Below are 24,513 nucleotides of genomic sequence, written 5' to 3'. Positions count from 1 at the left end.
GGGGGTATTCTTTTCACCGTCAGTGCCGTAGCCACACCGAACGTACGTACCCGTGTTTCCACCGGCAGCCGTTTCGGTGGCACAACGCATATGGTACGCAATCACCGAACACGGACGAACGCGAATCGAATCGCCGTCCGGAAACGCCCTCCACGCAATCGATGACTGACGTCGACCCGACTCACGACATGACCGCCGAATCGCCCACCGACGACCCACTCTCTGTCTCGAGCGCCGCGAGCCTCTGTCGCGACCTCGAGGCGAACGTCTCCCGGGTTATCGTCGGTCACGACGACGTGATCGAGCACGTCATCACCGCCATCCTCGGACGCGGCCACGTGCTGCTCGAGGACGTTCCCGGCGTCGGTAAGACGATGCTCGCCCGCTCGATCGCGACGTCGATCGACTGTTCGTTCCGTCGCGTTCAGTTTACCCCGGATCTCCTCCCGTCGGACGTAACCGGCGTCAACGTCTTCAATCAGCGAACCCGCGAATTCGAGTTTCAGGCCGGCCCCGTCTTCGGAAACATCGTACTCGGCGACGAGATAAACCGCGCGCCGCCGAAGACACAAACCGCGCTGCTCGAGGCGATGGAAGAGGGGCAGGTCACGGTCGACGGCGAAACCCGGACGCTGCCGAATCCCTTTACCGTCATCGCGACCCAGAACGCCGTCGAGCCGAATCGAACGTACGATCTTCCGTTCGCCGAACTCGACCGGTTCATGAAGAAACTCCGGCTCGGCTACCCCGATCCGGACGAGGAAACCGAGATGCTCGAGCGGACGGTCGGTCATCACCCGATCGAGTCGCTCGAACCGGTCACCGATCGCGAGACGGTCGTCCGTGCCCGCGAAACGGTCACGGGAATCCGTATTGAGAAACCAGTTCGGGCCTACGCCACCCGCCTGGCCGGGTACACCCGAGAGAACGCGGAGTTCGGCGTCAGCCCCCGCGGGACGATCTCGTTGCTTCGGGCGGCCCAGGCGCGAGCGGTCACCGACGGCAGGGAGTACGTTATCCCCGACGACGTCAAGCGCGAGGCACCGGTGGTGCTTTCCCACCGAATCCAGACGACGGATCGCGGCCGTGATGGCCGTGACGTCGTCAGGGAGGGTCTGGAACGCGTTCCGGTCGAGGAGGTAACTGAGGGATGCGACTGACGAGACGAGGCTGGACCGCCGTCACCGTCGTCGGCTTCGCGCTCGTAATGAGCTGGCAGTACGGCCCGCGGTCACTGAACGCCGTGGTCGTCCCGACCTCGATCGCAGTGGTCGCGGGACTGCTCGCGATCGGCCGAATCGGCGCTCCGACCGTCGGAAAACCCGGCGTCGACGACGGATTCGTCGGCGACGTGCGGACGGTGCAACGACGGGTCGAAGCCGACGAGACGATGTCGGCGACGATCGAGGTCGACGTCGGCGACGGGCTCTCGACCCCCGAGACCACCCGACTCGAGACGACGCTCGAAGCGGGCGAGGAGACGCGACTGGCGTACGATCTGACGCTCGAGAAGCGGGGGAAACAGTACGTCGGCGGGGTGTCGATCACCGTGACGGACGTTCTCGGCCTGGTCGAGCGCCGATTCGACTACCGGTCGGCTGCGTCGGTCGTCGTCTATCCACGCGTTCGCGACCTCCGTGGAGGCGGCGTCGATCGATTGATGGCGCGATCCGCGACGGCGGCTCGCGGCCATCGGGGGGAGTTCGACCGGCTCCGCGAGTACCGCCGCGGGGACCCCCTTCGGGACGTTCACTGGAAGTCCGCTGCCAAGCGACCCGACGGCGGACTGCTCGTCACGGAGTACGCAGACCAGACACACGAGGAAGCGGTCACGGTCGCCGCCACGGCCGCGTCGGGTCACGAAGAGGAACTGGCGACCGCCGCCGCCAGCGTCGTAGACCACCTGCTCGAGGCGGGAGCCGAGGTCGGCCTCGCGCTTCCGGGTGACGACCAGCCGGCGGGGTCGGGGCGGAAACACCGGCGGACCCTGCTGGAGATGCTCGCCGTCGTCGAGGCCGGCGAACTCGACGACCGGACTCGGGCCGACGCCGACGTTCTCGTCGAGGCCGACGTCGGAGGAACGACGGTCGTCGTCGACGGCGAGGAGATTCCGTTCGATCGGCTGTGCGCCGACCCGGAGAGGGGGAGCCCCGAGGACGCCGACCGTCGTCCAGCACATCTCGCGGAAGACGATCACGAAACGTCCGGAGACAGCGAACGAGCCGACGACGATCGACGGGGGGCACTGGCGTGAGTTCCGGTCACGGATCCGATCCGGGAACCCGCGGGTCGACGGTGCGGGTCGATGCCGACGGAACGGTCGGTCCCAGTGTCTTCCGACTGCTCGCGCTCGGGTGCGTGTTGGTCCTGACGGCGTCGTACGTAAGCGTCCTCCTCGACGTGACGCGCGTCGTCGGCGGCTCGCGATCATTGCTCGCTCTCGTCGCGACCGTGCTCGTCGGGGCGACGGTTCTGGCGCGGGCGATTCGGCCACGAACTGCGACGATCGCCGCTGCCGTCGCCGCCGTGGTCGGATTCGCCTACTACTTCGAAACGAGCGGCGTCGGCGCTGTGACCATGGTTTCGCAAGCGGGCGCAGTCGTCGAAGACGCGTTACAGATCGCGACCGGTCTCCCCGTGCTCCGAATGATCGACGCGGGCGTCTGGTCGCTCGCGTTCGTCCCCGCCCCGGTCTTTCTCTCGTGGTATCTCGTCTTGCGCGGGCGGTACGGGGCGAGCGTGATCCCCGGCGGCGCCGCGTTACTGTTTCTCGTCCTGACGGGCGACGCGGGGACGGGAGTCACGTTACTCGGCACGCTCGGCGCGATCGGTGCCGTCGGCTTCGGCGAACTCGAGCGTCGCGGTGGCTCCGTCGCCCAGGCCGATCTGATCGCGGTCCTCTTTGCGCTCACCGTCGCGCTCTCGCTTTCGGTGACGTTCGTCCCGGCCGGACCGGCGACGCCGTCGACGGCGGGTGGAACGACGGACGGAACCCTCGAGGGGACGGTCGACTCGGCCTCGGAGCGATCGGCGATCGCCGGTCAGGTCGATCTCTCTCCGGAAGTCAGGTTCACGGTCGAGTCGGAACGGCCGTCTTACTGGCGGACGGGAGTGTACGATCGGTTTACCGGCGACGAGTGGGTCCGAACGGGGATCGAGCGACCGTACGCAGGTGAACTCGCGTCGCCGCCAGGAGCGACCGATCGCCACCAGCACGTCGTCACCGCGGAGACCGAACTAGGGGTCATGCCAACGGCACCGCACCCGGTTTCGATCGAGGGAGACGTCACCGACTACACCGAGGTATCCAGACACGGTCAGGTTCACCCCACGACGACGTTGATCGAAGGCGACAGCTACGTCGTCGAGAGTGCAGCCGTCGATCGCAACCCCGACCAACTGCAGCGGGCCGGAACCGACTATCCACCGGAGGTTCGAGAATACTACCTCCAGACGCCGGAAGGAACCTCGAGCGAGTTCGAGGAACGGACGGCCGAAATCACGGCCGACGCCGAGACACCGTACGAAAAAGCAGCCATGATCGAGGGATACATGCGCTCGTCCTACGAGTACTCGCTCGACGTCGAGAAGCCGGACGGCAACGTCGCCGAGGAGTTCCTCCTCGAGATGGACGAGGGCTACTGCGTCTACTTCGCGACGACGATGGTCCAGATGTTGCGAGCTGAAGACGTCCCGGCCAGGTACGTGACGGGATACACGAGCGGCGAACCGGTCGACAACGACGAGTATGCCGTCCGCGGGCTCGACGCTCACGCGTGGGTCGAAGTCTACTTCCCCGAGAAGGGATGGGTCGCGTTCGAACCGACGCCGAGCAGCGAGCGCGATTCGGTCCACGACGAGTACCTCGAGCAGGCCCTCGACGGCGCTGAAGACGAAGACGAGGAGGTCGAAGACGACGCCGACGAGCCCGACGCTTCGACAGACGAAGACGAGGACGGGGACGAACCGACCGACCCCGAACCGGACGAGGACGAATCCGACCAGCCACCGGACAACGACACCACCGACGGCGACGAGGGCGATCCGGAGTCACCGCCGGAGGCCCCCGCCGAGCTCATCGACACGTCGACCGAACGCGACGACGAAGACGAACGCGAGTCGATCCTCCCCGACGTCACGATCACGCGCGAAATGGCGACGATCGCCCTCGTTCTCGCAGGTGGGCTGGTTGCCGGCGTCCACCGGACGGGCGCGACGGCGAACGCCCGGCGGACGATCGGGTTGTTCTGGCACGGACGGCGCCGCGATCCCGACCGTGACGCCGAACGCACTTTCCGTCGACTCGAGGGACTGCTCGCACGCGAGTACCGCCCTCGCCGACACGACGAGTCGGCACGGGAGTACCTCGCTGACCTCGCAGAAAAACGGGACGGCGGGCTCGCGGCCGATCCGCGCGCACAGACGGTTCTCGAGTGTTACGAGCGTGCGGTCTACGGCGGTGGGGTCGATCGCGATGAAGCAGACGCGGCGATCGCAGCCGTCGACGAACTGGTCTGGCAACGCCTGTCGATCGGCGACTGATACGGGTTACTGTACGCCAGTACCGAAGACCGCGGAACAGCACTCGGTTGCTCCGGTACACAGATACAGCAATCCGTATCGTTCGTACCGTTTGCCCCCGGTGTCGTGCGAGCGGCGATGAGTCGCCCTCTCACGGTTCATCGGGACAGTTTACCGTATCAGTCGGCGGTACACTCCTCGATGGTTCAAAAAGAACCGCACGACGGCGCGCAGGTCCCGATAGTGTTTAATATGGCCATTTCGTACTGACGGACGTAATGTCGGAAGTCTGCTCGACGTGCGGGCTGCCCGAGGAACTCTGCGTCTGTGAAGACGTGGCCAAGGGACAACAGCAACTCACCATCCGCATTGACGAGCGCAGATACGGAAAAGAGGTAACGATCATCGAAGGATTCGATCCGAAGGACGTCGACCTCGACAGTCTCTCGTCGGATCTCAAGTCCAAGTTCGCCTGTGGCGGCACGGTCGAAGACAGCCACATCGAACTCCAGGGCAACCACTCCGGCCGCATCGAGGATTTCCTTCGGGATCGCGGCTTCAACGTCGCATGAGCCCGCGATGATCTGAAACGACTTCCGATCCCAACGCACGCATCGACGTCTGACCGCTCCCGTTTTCCGGACAGCAGCCGATCGAAAGCTGCGTCTTACCGATTCGACGTCTCACGAGACTGTCCGTATTCGGGTTCGGACTAGAACGGTGATTCGGTTTCTGCGCTCGAGTCGTCCGTCTCGACCTCGCGGGCGAGTCCGTACTTCATGCCGTACTCCTCGAGTCCGCCCGCCATGCTCTCGACGGTGGCGTCTGCGCTCCCCTCGTAGGAGCCGATAAGTTTCGCTGCCTGGACGCTTGCCTTGCCGTGCGGGCAGACGGTCACGATTCGATCCGCGTCCTCGAACTCCTCGATGCGCGCCGTGAGTTCGTGAAACGGGACGTTCTCGCTGCCGGGGATGTGGCTGTGTTCGAAACTTCGCTCGTCGCGAATGTCGACGACGTGTACGTCGGCATCCGCCTCGAGGAGTTCGTTGACCTCGTCTGTCGAGATTTCGCCGTCCATCACGCCCACGTTCGAACTCCGTCAGGTTAAGACCACTGTTGGCTTCGGTCGGCTACGATAGTGAGAAGAACCCCATGGTTTACTGGGAGTCGTTACCGGAGCGACCGGGTGCTGTTCCGCGGTCGCTCCGGTACGCAGTTATAGTAATCCGTATCAGAATCCGTCGAGTCGCGTCTGCCCGCTCCCGTTGCTCGCGTCGACGTCCGCCAGCTCGGCCGCCCGCTCGAGCGCCGCCGCGAACGTCTCCTCCTGGCTTCGGTCGTACAGCGTCGCCGCCGGGTGGACACAGATCAGGAGTCGTCGAGGCGTCCCCTCGATACGGACGTCCTCGAGCGAGCCCGCCTCCTTCGTGACGGCGACCGACCGGTCCAGGAGGTGTTCGGTGGGTACTTTCCCCAGCGTGACGATCACGTCCGGATCGAGACGATCGATTTCGGCCTCGAGGTACTCCCGACAGTTCTCGAGTTCGTCTTTGGTCGGGTCGCGGTTCTCCGGCGGTCGACACCGGACGCAGTTCGTGATCCGGATCCGGTCGCGGTCGAGTCCGACGATCCGGAGTTGCTCGTCGAGTACAGAGCCACTGCGACCGACGAACGGTTCACCCTCTTCGTCTTCCTGTGCGCCGGGTCCCTCGCCGACGAACAGGACATCGGCGTCCTCAGGCCCCGCCCCGTTGACGATCTGACTCCGAGAGTCGACCAGCTCCGGGCAGCGCGTACACGCACTGACACGGAGGTCCTCCATCGATCCCATACCGGTAGGACAGACGGCCGACTACTACGTCTTTCGGGTCCCGACGACGGACCGATACGGATCGGTCTGATCGGACAACCCGTCGTGACGATCGGTCCCTCGAGTGCGGTCGGTATCCGAGATCGCGAGTTCCAGACCGCCGCCACACCGACTGCTGTCCGCCGGTCTTACACTCGATCGTTCGACGGCGCGTACCGATCCGCCGCGCGTGCGGCCAGTCGCGCGATGCGGATCGGCTCCGGCCGACCGCCCGCCGACGTGAACGCCCTCACGACCTCCTCAGCTTCTTCGAATTCGCAACCGACACACCGGACGTAGACCGTCTCACCGTCGATCGACACCGGCCGACGGTCGGGAAGTTTCCGGTAGATCTCGAGGCGGGCCTCGAGTTCCCGACCGGAAAACGCCTCCCGGAGTCCGGACTCGAGGCCGTCGCTCGCTTCGAACGTCACGGCGATCGCTGGGCGCTCGCACGCCTCCCGGACCCGCGAGAGGTCGACGACGTTGTACCATGCGGGGGCGATAGCGCCGAGCAGGACGTACCGGGCGTCGGGTCGCTCGAGGTCGGCGACGAGCGTGACGACGGCGTCGGTGGCGTCTGTGCCGCCGACGGTGCAGGGTTCGTAGGCGAGTCCGTCGAGCACGCCATCGGCACGCACGACCGCCCCGGCGAGCGTGCTGTGGTCCCGACCGCCCCGGTACGATTCGGCGACGCCCAGCGCCCGCACCCCGGACTTCATCACCCGTCGTCGTCTTTGATCTCTTTCAGTCGGTCGAGTAGTTCGTCGCTCGAGGCTCCGTTTTCGAACTCGATCGTTCCGTCGTGACTGCTTTCTCCGGATTTGACTCCGTCGTCTTCGTCAAAATCAGCGTCCACTTCCTGTTGCTCGGATTCGTCGTAGCTCCCGAATCCCATACACGATTGTCTACGGGCCTCCAGTTGAAAAATTCCGCGGTGATGGGTGTGGGGCCGTCGTTCGTGAAAAAAAAGAGAGTCGAGAACGCGTCGAGAAATCGTTGCCACCACCGTCCGCTTCGAACAGCACCATTTTGGCGTCCGCTCTCGAGTGTCCGACTATGGAAGTTCACCACGTGACCGACGATGCGGAGACGTTCACCTGCAACGCGTTTCTGGCAATCGGCGAGCAGACGACGCTCGTGGACGCGGGCGCGTGGGACGGCGTCGTCGACGAGATCCGATCGCATACGGACCGCGTCGACGCGATCGTCCTGACTCACCAACACGGCGATCACGTCGAGCAACTCGAGGCCGTCGTCGACGCCTTCGATCCGGACGTCTACGCCTACGCACATCACCCGGCGCGGACGGAGTCACTCTCGGACGGGGAGACGGTGCCGATCGGCGACGAGACGTTCGACGTGGTCTACACGCCCGGCCACGCGGACGATCACCTCTCGTTCGTCTCGGAGTCGTCGCTGTTCTCCGGCGACGTCGTGGTCCACGACGACGGGGCGTTCGATTACGGCAGTTTCGGCCGCACCGACATGGCCGGCCAGTCCCGCGAACGGCTCATCGACAGCATCGAGACGCTACTCGAGCGGTTGCCCGACGGCGTCTCTCGGATGTACGCCGGTCACGGAGACGTCTTCTCCGGTGACGTCCGTGACGTCGTCGAGACGGCCCTCGAGCGCGCCAGGGAACGAAAACCGAAGTACGACGATTGAAGCAAACGATTGAGACACCGATCGTACAGCGCCGGCTGGCGAACGGGTGTGCGACGACGACCAGCGATCCGTCTCAGTCGTCGGCCTGATCGTCGCCGGCGACGTCTTTCGAACTCTCGAGCCAGCCGTCGATGTTCTCGCTCACGTAGTCCTTTCCACCCCAGCCGAAGGCGATGCCGATCGCGATGGCGGCGGCGAGGCCGAAGGCGAAGGCGAACGCCTGCGCGAACGTGTAGAGGATGGCGACGGGGACGCCCATCGTGTCGAGACCGATGACGACGACGACGAAGTACAGAAACACCTTCGTCCCGGCGGCGAGAGCGGCCGAGAAACCGGACTCGCGAGCGACCTCGGAGCGCCGAACCGTGTTCGCGACGTGGTCGGCGACGAAGAAGCCGACCAGCAGGATGACGACGCCGGCGACCAGCGACGGCAGGTACGAAATCGCACTCTCGAGCCAGGTCGTCACGAACTGGAGTTCGATCCACTCCGCCGCTGCGAAGATCGCGATCAACAGGACGTAGTACTTCACGATCGCCCCCAGCGCGTTCGACACCGCTCCCTCCTCGTCCGGGAACAGCGGCCCGAACGGGGTCTGGCGAACCTTTTCGTCGAGTTCGATTCGGCGGGCGGTTCGGCTCACGATCGGCTGGAGGAACGTTCCGACGGCGAAGCCGGCGAGGACGATCAGAATCGCCGCAAACAGCGTCGGCAGGAAGTCGATGAAGTTGACGATGTTCGCCTGGATCTGCTCGAGGACCCCCTGGATGAAAAGCGGTTGCATCTATCGGGCACCCCCCGAGACCGGCGCGCGCGCTACTTCTTCGATACGAGACAGTCCGCTAATCGTGAAATTCATACTCGATGGATGTAACAGAAACGGATTAACTCCTTTGATCCGATCCGACAGTCGGCTCAGGCTCGAGAAACCAGTCGAAATTCGATCGAGCGTCTCGACCGGCTCGGTGTCGAATATCTGTTAGGTAATAGTTGCCAGCGAGAAAGAGACGATTCCGAAGGGACGAGACGGCGAACTCCCGTTACGCTGCTCGGGCTTCTTTCGCCTTCGGTCGAAGGTTTCCGTAGCCGCACTTGCGGCAGTTGTCGGCGTCTTTCGGGTTGCGGGCGTTACAGCGCATACAGATCATCTTCTCGAGCGTTCGTTTCTCAGCGGCGTCGAAACTGGCCATACCCGCCGTTGGACCGACGCGCATTTAACCGCTGTGATCGCCGTCTTCGTCGGCGAGGTAGTCGTCCTGGACGGCGACGACCTCGCTCGAGTCGGCACACTCGGCGTACCGACGAAGCGGCTCCTCGTTGAGGGTCAGAAACGTCTCACCCCACCGGAACGGCTCGAGGATCTCGGCCGCACGCTCGGGTTCGCCGAGGATGGAGAGCGCGCCGGCGAGCGCCTCGACGGTGGTCAACTGGAACGGGCGGCCGTAGTTGACCGGGTTCGCGGCGACGAGAAAGGGGAGCGCCCGATGGAGGCCGTTCATCCGAAACGAGGCCGCTTCGGCTGACTCCCAGGAGCAATCGAGCGCCACCAGCGTTCCGAGACCGTCTTCGACGTCCGCCGGCGAGAGCGCCTGCTCGGCGTGGGGGTTGAGGACGACTCCGTAGGGAACCTGATCCATCGTCCGGTAGAGAATCGCCTCGTCGAACTTCTCGAGGCGACGGGCGGTACACTTCTTGGGATCGTCGTCCCCCTCGTAGTAAACGTGACACTCCACGAGCGTTCGTAGGGGGAGCCGGAAGAAAAGCGCCGCGGACCGCCGCGGGTGACGCCCTCTCGACGCCCGGGTACCGCCAAGAGCGTCGCTCTCTCGAGTCGCGGCGAATCGTTACTCCTCGTGGATGGACTCGCCGCGGTTGAGTCGCGCGGCGATGGTGAACGTCTGCTCGGCTTCCCGCCGCGTCGGGGTGTGTGCAGCCAGGTATCGGGCGGTGGCGACGAGGGGAACGGAGCGCCGGCGCTCGAGCATCTCGTCGTCACCGTCGTCACCCGAACCGGCCGCGGCCTCCGCGAGGTCGAACTGGCGAAACGCCGCCTCGACGTTCTGTAGCGTGTGAAATCCGGCGTCCTCGCACAACAGCGCGTGACCGAGCGTTCGCTTCAGCGAATCGGGGTCGCCGCCGCAGTCGAGGAACTCGGCGACCAGTCGTCCCGCCTCGTTCACCTCGCCGTCGACGTCGAACGTCTCGCGCAGATCCTCGAGGACGCGGTCCGGATCCCGGCCGCTGTCCTCGTCACCCGGCTCCGGAATCGGCGCGGGCGGCGTGTTGAGAAAGCGATCGAGGTACACCGAGAACGCGGCGTCGAAGACGCCGCGATAGAGTTCGATCGCGTCCGTCCGGCGGGTCGCCACGTGGACTGCGTTGGCGTAGGTGAACGTGTGGTGGACGGTGTTCCAGTCGCCGAACTCGTTCGCCGTCCCGAACTGGGCGACCCGCGTCGCGGCCGCGTGAGCGACCTCGGCGGCGAGTTCCTCGCTCGTCGCCCCCTCGGGCACCGCCGTCGCGAGCGCGTCGACGATGGCTTCGGGGTCGTCCTCGAGCAGGATCGACTGGAATCCGTCGGGTCGGGACCAGGACGTTCCCGCACCCTCGTCGACCAGTTCTTCGAGACCGCTCGTCTCGCCGACGTCGCCACCGTAAACGTCCTCGAGCAGGGCGACGAGGTCGACCGGCTGTCGCCACGACGACCGCTCGTCGCTGCGCGTCGCACTCGCGAGCGGTTCGACGAGCGCCGCGAGCGCGTCCCCGGCGACCGACTCCGACGCCGCACGCGAGTCGGCGGTCGTCGCTCCGCCGCCGACGTGCTCGAGCGTCTCGAACGCCGTGTTCGCGAAGTCGAGGACGTGGCCGTCCGAGAGGTACGGGTGGTCGGTGGCCGCCGAGAAGACGAGTTCGGCGAGTTCCGCTTCGCTCCGGCCCGTCGCGACGGCGGTGCGGAGACAGCGTTCCGCCCCGTCGCGGTCCCGAACTTCGATGCAGTCTCGGAACCACGTCTTCAGACGGTCGAACGCCACCTCGTCGGTGGAAAACGACGGCTGATCGAAGTTCGGCGGCTCGCCCGCACAGTCGTCGGCGACGTGTCGGACGCCGGTGTACAGCGCCCGCTTTCGATCGGTTGGCTCGAGGTCGTCCATCAGGTTGGCCATACATCCGAGGATCGTCAGGCCGGACCCCCAGCCGGACTCCCTGTATCCGGTGCCGAACGAGAGCGCCGTCGCCACGGGCTCCCGGTAGTCGACGCCTGCGTCGAGCAGTCCGATCGTCGATTTCGCGACGACCAGCCGCACGTTCTCCTCGAGTCCCGTCTCGAGGCGGGCGGTCCAGTGTTCCTCGGGCGGCAGGTCCCGGGGTGGATTCGGATTCACGTAGACGGTTCCGTCGCGAACCTCGACCGGATACGTCGGCACGTCGTCGGCCCACGGATCGAACGTATCACCACAGGAGAGTTCGAACCGCGCGTGGTGCCAGTGGCAGGTGAGAACGCCGTCGTCGACGGTTCCCTCGACCAGCGGAAACCCCATGTGTGGACAGCGGTTGTTCACGGCCCGGAACTCGCCCTCGTGGAAGAAGACGGCGATCGGCGTGCCGTCGATGCTCGTCAGCTCGCGGCCCGACTCCGTTATCTCCTCGACCGACCCGATCGGCTCGAAGTCGTCTGTGGTCGCCATACGACATCGAACACGTCGATCGACGTAAGGGTTCGCTGAACGCCGTTTTTGTAGCTGAAGATGTATTTTCCAGCGGGCGGGCCGTATATGGTACGCTTTTGAACGTGGCCGCGAAACTGCGATCCATGGACTCCGTCGACATCGTCGAGCGGTACTACGACGCGCTCGACGAGCACGAGTACGACGCCCTCGAGGAACTCCTCGCGCCGGGATTCGTCCAGCGACGACCCGACCGAACGTTCGCGGATCGCGACTCGTTCGTCGAATTCATGCGAGAGGACAGGCCGAATCCCGACACGACTCACGAACTGGTTTCGATCGTCGACGGCGGGGAGACGGTCGCAGCCCGGGGCCGGGTGCTCGAATCGCGTACCCAGTTGTTCGAGTTCGCCGACTTCTTCGAACTCGAGGACGGGCGGATCGTCGAACTCGAGACGTACTCGCGGTGAGTTTGGAGCGGAACCGCTCTCCGAGCGCTTGCTATTCCGCAGAATCGCCCGTGAGCCCGGCCAGGGAGTCCTCGCCGATCTCCTCGAGGACGCGTTCGTGAAACGCCTGCAACGCGGCGCTTTCGTCCTCAGCGAGGACGACGTCGCTCGCAGAGAGCGTCGCGAGTCCGAACGCACGAGGCGTCGGCGAATCGAGGAGCCGTCGCTCGAGATCGATCTCTCCGTCGTCGATGGCTTCGACGATCTCCTCGATCTCCGGGACGTTGAGTTTGTCGTCGAGGAGTTCGCGGTAGGTCTCTTCGATCACCGCGAACTCCGACAACTCCTCGGCGAATCCGAGCAGCATCTCGCTCGAGACCTGCTGTTCGCTCGCGGACTTCTCGTAGCCCTTGTAGCGTTTGAGGATCATCAGCGACCGCGTCGCGTTGATCCGGAAGTACCGCTTCAGGAGGTCGGTGCCGGCGAGTGACGCGCGGACGTCCGCACGGACCTGATCGGCCTCGAGATCCGCGAGTATCCCCTCGAGGTCGACCTTTCGGTTGAGCGGCATCGAGAGCACGAAGCCGTTGTCGGCGACGGCGACCTGTACGTTCGCCGTCGCCTCCTGTGCACACCGGTAGGCGAGCAGCCGCGAGAGCCCGTCGTTCACCCGCCGCCCGTACGTCGAGTGGACGTAGTAGCGCCGTTCGTACTCCTCGCGGTCGCGTTGGACCTCGATCGCGAGTCGATCGGTCGTGCTGACGCTCTCCGGGCCGGCGTACCGGAGCTGGTACTCGAACAGTCGGGAGATCGCCCGAACGCTGTCGTCGTCGAGCGGAAACTCGCGCAACCAGGCGCGGACCCGCGGCGGGCCGCCCGCCTCGTAGTGCTCGAGCAGTTCCCCCTGGAATGCGAGGATCTCTCGAGCCAGATCGTACGACAGGGGCAATCGTTCGGAGTACCAGGAGGGAACAGTCGGCGACGCGCTCGTCCGGTCGGCGTACACCTTCGATCCGCGGCGGTAGCGGTACTCGAAGTGGTCGCCGCCGAGGACGAAGACGTCGCCTTTCTCGAGCGTATCGAGGTACTCCTCGTCGAGTTGGCCGACCCACTCGTCGCTCGCGCGGGTGTGGACGTCGCAGGTGAACGAGTCCGGAATCGTCCCGATATTCGTCATGTAGATCATCCGCGCCAGGCGGCCGCGCTTGCCGATCAGCGTTTCGCCGACGGGAAACGCCTCGTAGTGGTGTTCGCCGTCTGGTGGGTCGTTCTCGTCGCGCCAGATCTTCGCGTAGACGTTTTTCTCCTCCATGCCGCCGTACTCGGCGGTGAGATACCGAATCAGCGACTCGTACTCCTCTTCAGAATAGTTCCGGTACGGGTAGGCCCGTCTGAGGGTCGCTTTCAGCTCCGCCTCCGGTCGAACCTCCGCGATTGCCATCCCGTAGACGTGCTGGGCGGCGACGTCCTGTGCGTTCTCGGGGATCGACACCGAATCGACGAAACCCTCTTCTGCCTTTCGGAGCATGACCGCACACTCGAGCAACTCGTCCCGGTCTAACGCGATCACCCGCCCCGTCACCGTCTGGCCGACCCGGTGGCCCGCGCGGCCAACCCGCTGGAGGAGCGCCGCCACGCTCTTTGGCGACCCGACCTGGACGACGAGGTCGACGTGGGGCATGTCGATCCCCAACTCGAGGCTCGTCGAGGACGTGACGACGTCGAGTTCGCCCTCCTTGAGCCGCCGTTCGATCCCCTTCCGGACGTCCTTCGAGAGGCTGCCGTGGTGACAGCCCGAGTTCTCCTCGTCGTAGGCGTCGAAGCGCTCGCGCAGGTTGTGCAACACCCGTTCGGCTCCGGATCGCGTGTTCGTGAAGACGATCGTGTTCGTGTGCCCCTGTACGTGCTCGTGGAGCATCCGGTAAAAGCGGTCCTGGACGACTTCGCGGGGCGTGTTGACGAGGTCGTCGGTCGGACACTCGAGGCACAGGTCGAACTCGCGGGCGAATCGGGCGTCGACGACGTCGTACTCGCGCGGTTCGAAGCTCGCTTCGCTTCCCGTCTGCTCGCGGGACTGCGATCCCGATTCGCCCGCCCCAGTGGAGTCGTGCGACCGCTCGCAGCCGACCAGAAACTCGGCCACGCGGGAGAGCGGTTCGATCGTCGCCGAACAGCCGATCCGCGTGATGTCGTGGGTGACCATCGACTCGAGTCGCTCGAGGCTGACCGAGAGGTGGGTCCCGCGTTTTCCCTCGGCAAGCGAGTGGATTTCGTCGACGATGACGTACTCGACGGTCCGGAGTTTCTCGCGAAACTTCGGCGAGTTGAGCAGGATCGCGAGCGTCTCTGGCGTCGTGTTGAGGATGTGTGGCGTCTCCTCGAGCATCTTCTGACGCTCGCTCGAGGGGGTATCGCCGTGGCGGATCGCGTGGCGAATCTCGCCCATCGATCCGCCCCGTTCCTCGACGATCCGTTCGATCCCCTCGAGTGGGACCTCGAGGTTGCGGTGGATGTCGTTCGCGAGCGATTTGAGCGGCGAGACGTACAGACAGTACACCGAGTTCTCCAGCCCGTCAGCGGACTCGCGGTCCCGGCGGTAGAGTTCGTCGATGATCGAACAGAAACTCGCCTGCGTCTTGCCGGATCCCGTCGGTGCAGCGATCAGCGTGTTCGTCCCCTCGGAGATCTTCGGAATCGCGCCGCGCTGAGGTGGCGTGAAAAAGCCGCCGTTCTCGGGGACGAACGCGCCGAACTCCTCGATCCACCACTGCGTTACCGCGGGCTCGAGCAACTCGAGGACGTCGCCGTCTTCGATCTCGACGGCGTCCGGATCGAACGGGAGGTCCTCGTCGGAAACCGGCAACTCGAGGCCGTCGAACCCAGCCATTGTCCCCGCCTGGGGTCCCGGCGGGTAAGAGGGTTTGGACAGCGGGGTGAAAGTGAAGCCGAGACCACGTGGGCGGTGAAGATCAGTCGCTCACGTCGGGAGCGGACGGGTTGGGATCGGCGGGAACGACAGACCGATCCGACAACCCCGGAGACGGCTCCCGACCGATCGAAGTCGTTTCCACCATCGCACTCCCGTACGTGTTGGAGTCCGTATCAGACCGACGCGGCCGCGTCCTCCGTCGGGACTCCGCTTCGCAGACGATAGAGGCCGAACCCGAGAAATCCTGCTCCTGCGACGATCATCGAAACGCCGAGAACCGAGGCCAACGAGGACTGGGTGAGGCCGGAAACGGCCATGTATACACCGAGAGCGGCGAACCCGACGCCCTGAAACTCCCACCACTCGATCGTCCGTCCGGCGACCGTGAGCCGGTCCGAGACTCCGGCGAGAACGAACGCGACCCCGCCGACGAGAATCAACGCGCCTGCAACGACGAGGGCAACGCTCGTCGGCGACGTGGGATCGGCGGCGATCACATCGGCGGTGTCCGGCACCGACCAGAGGAAGAAGACGACGATCAGGGCACCGAGAAGGAGACTCCCTCGACGATTGGATCGAGACATACGTCGCTCAACCGCGTGGGTAACAATAAAATTGGCTACCCATCCGCGCAGATATCGACGAAGTTTCGCAGGATCCGAAGCCCGGTCTCGCCGCTCTTTTCGGGGTGAAACTGGGTGCCGAAGACGGTGCCGTCGTCGTTGGCGACGATGGCGGGAAACTCGCGTTCGTAGTCGGTCGTCGCCACTGTCGCGTCCTCGTCGTCGGGATTCGCGTAGTAGGAGTGGACGAAGTAGGCGTACTCGCCGTCGACGGACCCGCCCGCGGGCCCGTTCGCCCGTCGCGCCTCCGATGTGACGCCGTCGACGCCCTCTACCAGTGGGTGGTCCCGCTCGACCGAGAGTTCGTTCCAGCCCATGTGTGGGACCTTCTGGCCGTCCGCAAAGCGGACGTTCGTTCCCGGAATCAGATCCAGCCCACGGACGGCCGACTCGCCCTCGTTGTCGCCCTCCTCGCTCGTGGTCAACAGCATCTGCATCCCGAGACAAATACCGAACAGCGGTGTCTCGCTTTCGGCGACCGCGAGCAGTTCGTCGCGGATCGGATCGGCGTTCTCGACGCCCTCGCGGAACGCGCCGACGCCGGGGAGGACGACGCCGTCGGCCGTGGCGAAGGAGTCCGGATCGTCGGTAATCTCGACGTCGGCACCAGCCCGCTCGAGGCCGCGGGTGACGCTTCGAAGGTTCCCGAGCCCGTAGTCGACGACGACCACGGAGGCGAGGGTTTCCTCGCTATCGGACGTGGTAATGCTCATACCGATACTCGAGGCGGTGTGCTAAAGTGCGTTACCTTTCGTGCAACGGGAGGTGACTCGTCACCCGTCGGGTCAACTCGGCAGGGGATACATATAGTAACAACTGAAACGATTTACACATCGATCGCCGATCCGTCTGGCGATCGGGTGTGCAATGACGTTCACTGGCTACTATAAACCGGACGGTGCGCCGAACGGTTGAAGGGACCGACGCCGAACTATCCGGTATGGAACTTACGGGAACGATCCTGCGGGGGCGGGAGTTCGACGCGATCGAAGGGCGACTCGTCGTCGGCGACGACGGCCGAATCGCGTCGATCGAAGAGGAATCGGTCGAAAGCTCGGACATCGTCGTTCCGGCGTTCGTCAACGCCCACACCCACATCGGCGACTCGATCGCGAAAGAGGCTGGCCGCGGACTCTCCCTCGAGGAACTCGTCGCCCCGCCGGACGGCCTGAAACACCGTCTGCTTCGGGAGGCGACGGAAGCACAACTCGTCGACGCCATGCGGACGTCGCTTCGGTTCATGGAACGAAGCGGTACGGCGGCCTGCCTGGACTTTCGCGAAGGCGACGTCGACGGCGTTCGAATGCTCCGGGAGGCCGCCGACGGTCTCGAGATCGACGCGCTCGCGTTCGCCCGCGGCTCGATCGACGCGATGGAGGTGGGCGACGGGTTCGGTGCGAGTGGCGCAAACGACGACAGCTTCGACCGGGAGCGAACGGCCACCCGCGAGGCCGGAAAACCGTTCGGCATCCACGCCGGCGAGGTCGACGAGAGCGACATCAACCCGGCGCTCGATCTCGACCCGGAGTTTCTCGTCCACGTCGTCCATCCCAAAGAGATCCATCTCGAGCGAATCGCAGACAGTCGGGTTCCGATCGTCGTCTGCCCGCGGTCGAACCTCGTCACCGGCGTCGGCCTCTCGCCGTACGCGGAACTGTCCGAACGGACGACGCTCGCGCTCGGAACGGACAACGTGATGTTGAACTCGCCCTCGATGTTCCGCGAGATGGCGGTCCTCTCGAAGGTCTCCGATCTCTCCGCGCCGGAGATTCTCCGGATGGCGACGATCAACGGGGCCGAGATCGCCGGCCTCGAGTGTGGCCTGATCGAACCCGGATACGAGGCCCGATTGCTCGTCCTCGACGGCGAATCGAATAACCTCGATGGAGTCCGTGACCCGGTTCGCGCCGTCGTTAGGCGGGCAGGGGTCGACGACGTCAGCGAGGTTATCCTCGATCCGTAGCCGGTGACTCACCGCGGCGCGTGGTCGCCGATCATCTCACGATACTCTTATTAGGGTATCGCGTGTTATGAGAACATATAGCACGATGTACGACTGCATTCTCGTCCCGACCGACGGCTCGTCGGAGGTCGAACACGCACTCGAGTACGCGTTCGATCTCGCGGCCGCCCACGACGCGACGATCCGGGCGATCTACGTCGTCAACGCGGCCGGGTACGGTGGGCTGCCGATGGAGACTGCGTGGGAAGGAATCAGCGACGCGCTTCGCGAAGAGGGTCGGGCGGCAGTCGAACGCGTCGAGAAAATCGCCCCCGAAGACGTCCACGTCGAGACCGCCGTCCTCGAGGGATCGCCGAGTCGCGTCATCGTCGAGGAGGCTACCCCTGGGACGTGCGATCTGGTCGTCATGGGGACACACGGCCGCGGCGGCATCGACAGACTCCTGCTCGGCAGCGTCACGGAACGAGTCGTGCGAAACGCACAGGTTCCGGTGCTGACGGTGAACGTCGATCCGAAACGCGTCGGCGACGGGGCCGATCAGCCACAGGTTGCGGTCGAGTAACCTCGAGCCGGTTTCGCTGTCGGACGGATCCCGAAGCCGTCAGATCGGTCGAAGGTGTTCACAATCACCCGCGGAGACCACCACTCGTTCGTCGTCGCTCTCGACGACGAGCGCACCGTTCCCGGTGACGTCGACGGCCTCGCCGATCACCTCGCCTGCGGGCCGATCGACGCGAACGCGCTGGCCGAGTGTCAGCGTGAGCTCTCGCCAGGCGGAGACGACCCCCTCGAGGTCGTTTCGATAGCGGTCGAACTCCTCGAGCAATCGCTGGACGAATCGTCGACGGTCGACGTCACCGGCCTCCTCGCGGATGCTGGTGGCCCCGTCGGGGAGCGCCTCCTGGTCTAGATTTGCGTTGATGCCCACTCCGACGACGAGCCACTCGATACGATCCGTCTCGCCTTCCATCTCCGTGAGTGCACCCGCGAGTTTCCGGTACTCGCCCGATTCCCCGACCGGGACGACCACGTCGTTGGGCCACTTGATCCGCGCGTCGACGCTCGCCTCTCGAGCGGCGCGCGCCGTGGCCACGGAGGCGGCGAGCGTAAAGAGAGGTGCTCGAGAGGGAGAAATCTCCGGCCGGGTAACGACGCTCACCCAGACGCCGCCGGACGGTGAGGCCCACTCGCGCTCGAGGCGGCCCCGGCCGCCGGTCTGTTCGTCGGCGAGAACCGCGACGTCCGCCCGGCCCTCGACCGCGAGCGCTCTGGCGCGTTCGTTCGTGCTTCCGACGGAGTCGTGGTACTCGATCGAAAACGGGGCCTCGAGACCGTACTCGACGGCCGGGCCGTTGTAGGCGTCGACCGCCACCAGTTCGTAGCCGTTCGGCCCGCTCTCGATGTCGAACTCGGCGTCGCGGAGCCCCTCGATATGCTTCCAGACGGCCGCGCGGGAAATCTCGAGGTCTGCGGCCAGATCGGGTCCCGAAACCGGGCCGTCGCCGATTCGCTCGAGGATCGTGCGTCGCGTCTCGTTCATGCCCTCGAGAGGGGGCCGATCGCACTTCAATCGGAAGGATCGATCCCGATCGTACACGTCCTCGTCTCTTTTCGTCGTCTCGACCGCGGAGAACGATGGAGATACTGCGAGACGTCCGGTCGGGAAGTGCGCGACCGATTCGAGGAGTACGAGACGACGTTCGCGTGTCGACGGTGTGGCACCGAGCTGTGGATCGGCGCAGTCGAACTCTGTTTCTGTTTCCTTCGCCGATGGTCGTCTCGCTCGAGACCCCGATCAGGACGACGGTTGGTGGTTCACGGTGGGCGACGGTTGGTGGTTCGCGGTGGGCGACAGTCGACGTCTTACGATCGGAGTTCGCGAAGTTTCTCCCTGCCGGGTGCGATCAGTTCGTCGAGGTAACTCGCGAGTGTGCCCTTCGCGTCCGCCGGATGGAGCTCGCCCGACTCGAGGTCCGCGGCCAGGGTCTCGTAGTCCCCGTACGTGAGGTCCCCACCGTACTTTTCGGGTCGCTCGACGACGACTTCCTCGAACCGCGGGAAGACGTGGTACTCGAACAACTCGAGCACGGGGTTCTCGAGGTCGCCGTCGGGCTCTCGAGTTGGCGGGCAAAAGGCCGAGTTGACCTTCTCCTCTAAGTCCTCGGTCGAATCTTCCATCGAGATCGTCACGCCCTCGCTCGAGGACATCTTCCCTTCGCCGCTGGTGAGGTCGGCGATGATCGGGGTGTGGAGACAGGGTCGCGCCTCGTATCCCAGGTCCGGAATCTCCTCGCGGTGGAGCATGTGGACCTTGCGCTGGTCGAGTCCGCCGACCGCGAGGTCGAGGTCGAGGTACTGGATGTCGAGTGTCTGCATCAGGGGGTAGACGAGGTGGCTCACCTTCGCCGTCTCTCCGGACTGGAGTTCGGCCATCGCCCGCTGGGCCCGGTTCATCGTCGTCGAGAGCTCGAGTTCGTGCAGATCGAGCGTGTACTCCTCCTCGAGCTGGAACTCCGAGCCGTAGACGAACTCGGTTCGCTCCTCCTCGAGGCCGTAGGCGATGAACTGGGCTTTCATCTGCGCTGCGGTCTCGCGGATCTCCTCGAACGTGCCTTTGCCGTTGAGGTAGGCGTGGACGTCCGCGAGCAAGACGACGGTCTCCATCCCCGCCTCCTGCAGGTCGATGAGTTTGTTCGCCGTCAGCAGGTGGCCGAGGTGGAGTACGCCGGAGGGCTCGTAGCCGACGTAGGCGCGTTTGTCCGCAGGATCGTCGGCGAGTTTTCGCACCTCCTCGTCGGTGACGACCTCCTCGGCGTTTCGCGTGATCAGCTCGTAGGTATCCATTGCTGTCTGATCGGAATCAGTGGACGGATTTATGACTTTGTGAACTCCGTTCGCACGACCGATGGATCGCTGTCGACACCGACTCGGCTCTGTCCTGTATCGCCCCCCGGGATATGGTAGCTATAGTGACAATTAATACGGTTTACTGTAACGATTCGCACACCGATCGCAAGCAGGGTGGCTCGAGCGAGCGGGCAGTTAGGGAGTATCGTAGCCACCCGCTGATTCCGGGCCCGGACTTCGGCGTTGTCTCTCGGTTCGTCGGAAGGCGAGTATGAACGTCTACGAGACTCCCTCAGCGATCGGATCGATTTCGTCTTCACGACGTGGGTTTGTCTCCGCGACGTGGATTACCTCCCGGACCGGAGAATCGTCGCTGTGCCGTCCTGCTGGACGTGGACTCGATACCCGTGGTAGGTAAACGCGAGGTTCGCGTCGGCTTCGTCGGACGGCGGTGGGGAGAGAAGGTCGGCGACGAGGTCGTCGATGCAGTCGTAGACGGGTGACAGTTCGATCGGATCGGCGTTCTCGAGCGCGGCGATCGTCTCGACGATCTGGGTCGCTGGGGCGTCTCGATCGGTGTCGAGTTCCTGGCGGGCCACGACGTGTCCGTCGCTCGGGTCGGTCGGCTCACTCATCTGTCACACACGACGCTGTTCGCCTCCCTAACGCTTACACCGGCTTCTGCAGGTCGCCCATACCAATCGGCAACCGGTCGGAAAGTGCCTGCCGAGTTCTCATCCGTCCGGTAGCCGTCAGGTTCGAGCGATGGGATACAGAGAGGATTTCGTCAACGCCGTCCGGCGGAGTTTCCTCCCCCAGATACACTACCTGCTCGAGGGGAGTTTCGACGGCTACGCGATCAGCCATACGACCGCCGACGAGTACGCGCTGACCACGAACTGCTCGGAAGAGACGCTCGAGGAAATTCTCGCCGAACTCGGCTTCTCGCGAAACCCGATCGCCTCGTTGAAAGTACGCATGGACGGCAACACCTCGGAGGGGTCGTGGGTGTGGCGGTCGTCGCCACTGGCCGACTACCAGCTTCACGTCGTTCTCCACGACCTCGAGGACGCCGAGGGAGTCGACGTCTACGCCCACTGGGAGTGTTCGTGGATCCGCCACCCGTACAAACACTACGTCGCACGCGGGTACGACGCCGAGAAAGGGGTCGAACTGGCCCGGCGGTTTCTTACGGCTTACGACGGCGACAGACTCGAGGGAACGGGTATCGAGTACGAGGTCGATGACTCGCTCTCGAGGCAGGCGAGCGAGTACCTCTCGCTGTCGTACTACCGAGTCGAAGAAGCGCTCGCGGGGGTCGAAGACCGACTCCCGATCGGAGGCGACGACGATCGTGACAGCAACGACGAAACCGATCAGGACGATGGACGAAACACGATATCACCGGGAATCGTAGACCGGTCCTGACCGGATCGATTTCCACCGTTTTCGGCCAGAGCAGCTATCGTCGTCGAGAGTCGGTCGCTTACGAGCCTGCCTGCTGGATTCGATCCGTCGCGTACGGTTCGAACTCGACGGTTTCCTCACTCACGCCGTTTGCGCCCTCGGCCTGGGGCCCGTCTTCGTGGCCCCACCAGTTGGACCCGGCCCCGAGCTTTCCAGCCTCGAGGTCGATCGTCCCGTCCCCGAGTTCGTCGTTGTCGACGGGTGTGTCTCCGTCTTCGGCCCACATTCCGTATCCGTCGTTGTCTTCGATGTTGTTGGACGACACCTGGAAGTGTCCTTCGTCGAGGCTGATATCGCTCTCGTCGGCCTGGACGAGAACCCCGTCCCGGCCACTTTCACGCATTTCGCTGTTTTCGACCGTGACGCGGTTGCTGTCCCGAATGTAGACTCCGTTGTCCTCATTTCTGAGGAAGCTACTGGATCTGACCGTGAGTCCGTCGCTGTCGGAGACGTTCAATCCGTCTCCGTCGCTGTCGGTGACGGTTGCGTACGTGACCGTAAACTGGCCGCCCTCCGTGACCCGGATTCCGTCTCCGTTACCGGAGAGGTGAACGTACTCGAGTTCGACCTCGTCGCTGTCCCCGACGCGGACGCCGGCGTCGTCGTTCCCGCTCGCCTCGAGGTCCTCGATCGCGACCTCGTTCGAGGCGTCTACGTCGACGCCGATCCCCGCGTCGTCGACCTCGAGATTCGCGAGGGACGAACCGCGAGCGGACGCGAGGTGAACCCCGGTTCCGGACGGGGCGACGTTCTTGACGGTCAGGCCATCGACGGAGACGTCCTCCCCCTCGATCGACAGGCCAGTCTCGGCACCGGCCGCGTCGAGAACCGTCCCATCTCGAGCACCGAGAGCACGGATGGTTACGTCGGAGTTGGTGACGGTCACGGCCGAGGAGCCGCCGTCTGACTCGTCGTAGACGGCTTCGGCGAGCTCGAGTGTCTCTCCGTCCTCGAGGGCGAAAGCCCCAGTACCGAGTGACGTGTAACTCGCCCCCGTCTCGACGTTTTCGACGTTGCCGGGAAGCGAGACGTCTTTCGTCGTCGGGCCGTCGACGATCACCGTCGTCTCGTAGTACCGGTGGCCGTCCGCGTCGATCCAGAGCGTGTACTCGCCGCCCTCGACGGAATCGAAGTCGTAGCTCCCGTCGGCCTCGATCGTCGTCGTCCGTTCCGGACTGTTCTCGATCGTCACCGTTTCGCCCTCCAGGTCATCGTCGTCGCCGTCTTCCGTCCCCGTCGTGACGGTTCCGGAGAGCGACCCCTCTTCCTGTTCACCGTCCCAGGTGGCCTGGCCGGTCTCCGAATTTCCGTGCATCTGTTCGGTGAACACGACGTCGACGTCGTCCTGGGGCGTGTCGGACGTCACCTCGAACGTGACCCGCCCGTCGGAGTCGGTCATTTCGGTCGTCACCGCACCGTCGTCGTTGATCTCGACGTCGAACCCGTCCGTCGCGTCGGCTTCCACCTCGAAGCCTTCACTGACGGGGTCGCCGTAGCCGTCCTCGACCGTCACCGTGTACGTAATCGTCTCACCCTCGTCGACAGTTTCGTTGGCTGGGTCGGCCTCGTAGGACACCGCGTCCGGCTCCCCGGGATTCGGTACTTCGAACTCGAGGGCGTCTTCGTTCGACGCGACGCCGACGAGTATCCGGTGTGTTCCCGACTCGAGTTCCCGGTCGAAGGTGATTCGTGCGGTCGAATCCGGCTGCCAGTTCGTCGTGGATTCACTGCTGGCGCTCTCGACGGTTGGATCGGGGACGTACTCCCCATTGACAACGATGTCGACGCTGCTTCCCTCGAGGGGAATCGAGCGGGTGCCGACGTTCTTGACCAGGATCGTTACGTCGTCGCTCGCGTCCCGTGAGTCGTAGATAGCCCCGGGGCTCTCCGGATCGCTGACGACGGCGATCTGGGTCTCGACCTCCTCGACGTACGTCGATCCGTACTCCTCGATCGCGTCGCTGACCACGTGGGTCTGTCCGATCACAGTTATCCCGACCGCCGAGGACACGGCCAGCACGGCCACGAAGAACACGAGGTGGGTTGCGGTGGTCCCGGACATGGACTCATCGCCACCGCTGGCGTCCCGTCTCGAGCCGACTCACAGAGGCGATTTCCCTTCGAAACACGGTTCGTCCGATCGTTGTAAAACGATCAGTCAAGGGGGGAAATAGATGTCGGCCGAACGGGGACCAAAACGCGTTTCGACGTGACTCGGACGTCGGTTGATACGGTTTACTGTCAAATCATTACCGGCGCACCCGTCGGCCGAGTCGCGGGTGCGCCGGTAAACAGTTACAGTAATCCGTATGAGACCGGGTTAGAGTCCACTTTGGATCCGCTCTTCGGCCGCCTCGAGCGCCACCTCCCGGTCGAAGTTCCGCGAATCCCAGTACAGGTCGATATCAATAGTAGGGGAAAAAGAATGGAACTCTTGACAAGTGTTTTTGACAGCCATACAAAGCAATATTATTACCAGCTGACTGGCGAAATTGTAAGTGGGAGTATAATAGGAGGATGAGAGAAATAATT

At 64.4% G+C, this 24,513-nt stretch carries 24 protein-coding genes; 9 read left to right on the top strand and 15 right to left on the bottom strand.

The annotated features are described in order from the left end of the window. Positions 1 to 161 precede the first annotated feature (161 nt). From EA473_RS05010 to yciH, 4 genes are all read left to right on the top strand, one after another. Positions 162 to 1,160, top strand: a complete 999-nt coding sequence (locus EA473_RS05010) for an AAA family ATPase (RefSeq protein WP_124194572.1) — start codon at positions 162 to 164, stop codon at positions 1,158 to 1,160. After that, positions 1,151 to 2,254 carry a DUF58 domain-containing protein gene (locus EA473_RS05005; protein ID WP_124194571.1) on the top strand — a complete coding sequence of 368 codons (1,104 nt, stop codon included), beginning with the start codon at positions 1,151 to 1,153 and terminating at the stop codon, positions 2,252 to 2,254. The genes EA473_RS05010 and EA473_RS05005 overlap by 10 nt, the downstream gene beginning before the upstream one ends. Beyond that, the gene (locus EA473_RS05000) at positions 2,251 to 4,542 is read left to right on the top strand and encodes a transglutaminase TgpA family protein (protein WP_124194570.1); all 2,292 of its coding nucleotides are present in this window, start codon (positions 2,251 to 2,253) and stop codon (positions 4,540 to 4,542) included. Before EA473_RS05005 ends, EA473_RS05000 begins: the two co-directional genes overlap by 4 nt. 257 nt (positions 4,543 to 4,799) lie before the next feature. Beyond that, positions 4,800 to 5,093 carry a stress response translation initiation inhibitor YciH gene (yciH, locus tag EA473_RS04995; RefSeq protein WP_124194569.1) on the top strand — a complete coding sequence of 98 codons (294 nt, stop codon included), beginning with the start codon at positions 4,800 to 4,802 and terminating at the stop codon, positions 5,091 to 5,093. Positions 5,094 to 5,233: 140 nt separating this feature from the next. On the opposite strand, the gene EA473_RS04990 is transcribed toward yciH, so the two are convergent. The 4 genes from EA473_RS04990 to EA473_RS04975 form a co-directional block, all read right to left on the bottom strand. Beyond that, a complete protein-coding gene (locus EA473_RS04990; RefSeq protein ID WP_124194568.1) occupies positions 5,234 to 5,599 on the bottom strand; it encodes a rhodanese-like domain-containing protein in 366 nt (121 codons plus the stop codon). 153 nt (positions 5,600 to 5,752) lie between these two features. After that, positions 5,753 to 6,352, bottom strand: coding sequence for a uracil-DNA glycosylase (locus EA473_RS04985; RefSeq protein WP_124194567.1), 600 nt, complete (start codon positions 6,350 to 6,352; stop codon positions 5,753 to 5,755). Positions 6,353 to 6,519: 167 nt separating this feature from the next. Then, positions 6,520 to 7,092, bottom strand: coding sequence for an endonuclease dU (locus tag EA473_RS04980; RefSeq protein ID WP_124194566.1), 573 nt, complete (start codon positions 7,090 to 7,092; stop codon positions 6,520 to 6,522). Further along, a complete protein-coding gene (locus tag EA473_RS04975) occupies positions 7,092 to 7,268 on the bottom strand; it encodes a DUF5786 family protein (protein WP_124194565.1) in 177 nt (58 codons plus the stop codon). The genes EA473_RS04980 and EA473_RS04975 overlap by 1 nt, the downstream gene beginning before the upstream one ends. 161 nt (positions 7,269 to 7,429) lie before the next feature. Here EA473_RS04975 and EA473_RS04970 point away from each other — a divergent pair, with 161 nt between their 5' ends. Further along, the gene (locus EA473_RS04970; protein WP_124194564.1) at positions 7,430 to 8,038 is read left to right on the top strand and encodes an MBL fold metallo-hydrolase; all 609 of its coding nucleotides are present in this window, start codon (positions 7,430 to 7,432) and stop codon (positions 8,036 to 8,038) included. Positions 8,039 to 8,111: 73 nt separating this feature from the next. On the opposite strand, the gene EA473_RS04965 is transcribed toward EA473_RS04970, so the two are convergent. The 4 genes from EA473_RS04965 to EA473_RS04950 form a co-directional block, all read right to left on the bottom strand. Then, positions 8,112 to 8,822, bottom strand: a complete 711-nt coding sequence (locus EA473_RS04965) for a mechanosensitive ion channel family protein (RefSeq protein ID WP_124194563.1) — start codon at positions 8,820 to 8,822, stop codon at positions 8,112 to 8,114. A gap of 256 nt (positions 8,823 to 9,078) precedes the next feature. Further along, the gene (locus EA473_RS04960) at positions 9,079 to 9,228 is read right to left on the bottom strand and encodes a 50S ribosomal protein L40e (RefSeq protein ID WP_124194562.1); all 150 of its coding nucleotides are present in this window, start codon (positions 9,226 to 9,228) and stop codon (positions 9,079 to 9,081) included. Positions 9,229 to 9,252: 24 nt separating this feature from the next. Then, entirely contained in the window at positions 9,253 to 9,771 is a 519-nt protein-coding gene (locus tag EA473_RS04955) for a DUF367 family protein (RefSeq protein ID WP_124194561.1), read from the bottom strand. A 111-nt stretch (positions 9,772 to 9,882) separates the two neighbouring features. Next, the gene (locus tag EA473_RS04950; RefSeq protein WP_124194560.1) at positions 9,883 to 11,724 is read right to left on the bottom strand and encodes a Rieske (2Fe-2S) protein; all 1,842 of its coding nucleotides are present in this window, start codon (positions 11,722 to 11,724) and stop codon (positions 9,883 to 9,885) included. A gap of 125 nt (positions 11,725 to 11,849) precedes the next feature. On the opposite strand from EA473_RS04950, the gene EA473_RS04945 reads away from it, so the two are divergent. Then, positions 11,850 to 12,173: a nuclear transport factor 2 family protein gene (locus EA473_RS04945; RefSeq protein ID WP_124194559.1), complete on the top strand. Its 324-nt coding sequence runs from the start codon at positions 11,850 to 11,852 to the stop codon at positions 12,171 to 12,173. A 31-nt stretch (positions 12,174 to 12,204) separates the two neighbouring features. On the opposite strand, the gene EA473_RS04940 is transcribed toward EA473_RS04945, so the two are convergent. From EA473_RS04940 to hisH, 3 genes are all read right to left on the bottom strand, one after another. Then, a complete protein-coding gene (locus EA473_RS04940; protein WP_124194558.1) occupies positions 12,205 to 15,039 on the bottom strand; it encodes an ATP-dependent helicase in 2,835 nt (944 codons plus the stop codon). A 215-nt stretch (positions 15,040 to 15,254) separates the two neighbouring features. Next, positions 15,255 to 15,665 (bottom strand): hypothetical protein, encoded by a 411-nt coding sequence (locus tag EA473_RS04935; RefSeq protein WP_124194557.1) that lies wholly within the window; start codon positions 15,663 to 15,665, stop codon positions 15,255 to 15,257. A 35-nt stretch (positions 15,666 to 15,700) separates the two neighbouring features. Continuing rightward, positions 15,701 to 16,417 carry an imidazole glycerol phosphate synthase subunit HisH gene (gene hisH, locus EA473_RS04930; protein WP_124194556.1) on the bottom strand — a complete coding sequence of 239 codons (717 nt, stop codon included), beginning with the start codon at positions 16,415 to 16,417 and terminating at the stop codon, positions 15,701 to 15,703. Between the two features lie 227 nt (positions 16,418 to 16,644). On the opposite strand from hisH, the gene EA473_RS04925 reads away from it, so the two are divergent. Together EA473_RS04925 and EA473_RS04920 are read left to right on the top strand one after the other, a co-directional pair. Further along, on the top strand, positions 16,645 to 17,667 hold the full coding sequence (locus EA473_RS04925) for an amidohydrolase family protein (RefSeq protein WP_124194555.1): 1,023 nt from the start codon (positions 16,645 to 16,647) through the stop codon (positions 17,665 to 17,667). An 85-nt stretch (positions 17,668 to 17,752) separates the two neighbouring features. Further along, complete coding sequence (locus EA473_RS04920; RefSeq protein WP_124194554.1) at positions 17,753 to 18,229, top strand: universal stress protein; 477 nt, start codon at positions 17,753 to 17,755, stop codon at positions 18,227 to 18,229. A 39-nt stretch (positions 18,230 to 18,268) separates the two neighbouring features. Here EA473_RS04920 and EA473_RS04915 read toward each other — a convergent pair whose 3' ends face one another. From EA473_RS04915 to EA473_RS04900, 3 genes are all read right to left on the bottom strand, one after another. After that, complete coding sequence (locus tag EA473_RS04915) at positions 18,269 to 19,207, bottom strand: biotin--[acetyl-CoA-carboxylase] ligase (protein ID WP_124194553.1); 939 nt, start codon at positions 19,205 to 19,207, stop codon at positions 18,269 to 18,271. 323 nt (positions 19,208 to 19,530) lie between these two features. Beyond that, complete coding sequence (locus tag EA473_RS04905; RefSeq protein ID WP_124194551.1) at positions 19,531 to 20,511, bottom strand: tyrosine--tRNA ligase; 981 nt, start codon at positions 20,509 to 20,511, stop codon at positions 19,531 to 19,533. A gap of 350 nt (positions 20,512 to 20,861) precedes the next feature. Further along, on the bottom strand, positions 20,862 to 21,149 hold the full coding sequence (locus EA473_RS04900; RefSeq protein WP_124194550.1) for a HalOD1 output domain-containing protein: 288 nt from the start codon (positions 21,147 to 21,149) through the stop codon (positions 20,862 to 20,864). A gap of 130 nt (positions 21,150 to 21,279) precedes the next feature. Between EA473_RS04900 and EA473_RS04895 the strand changes: the two genes are divergently transcribed. Then, positions 21,280 to 21,942 carry a hypothetical protein gene (locus EA473_RS04895; protein WP_124194549.1) on the top strand — a complete coding sequence of 221 codons (663 nt, stop codon included), beginning with the start codon at positions 21,280 to 21,282 and terminating at the stop codon, positions 21,940 to 21,942. 58 nt (positions 21,943 to 22,000) lie between these two features. On the opposite strand, the gene EA473_RS04890 is transcribed toward EA473_RS04895, so the two are convergent. Further along, positions 22,001 to 24,043: a right-handed parallel beta-helix repeat-containing protein gene (locus EA473_RS04890; protein WP_124194548.1), complete on the bottom strand. Its 2,043-nt coding sequence runs from the start codon at positions 24,041 to 24,043 to the stop codon at positions 22,001 to 22,003. Positions 24,044 to 24,513: the final 470 nt, after the last annotated feature.

The sequence above is a fragment of the Natrarchaeobius chitinivorans genome, from assembly GCF_003841505.1.
In the GTDB taxonomy this organism is placed as follows: domain Archaea; phylum Halobacteriota; class Halobacteria; order Halobacteriales; family Natrialbaceae; genus Natrarchaeobius; species Natrarchaeobius chitinivorans.
This window is presented reverse-complemented; position numbering and strand designations above follow the sequence as displayed.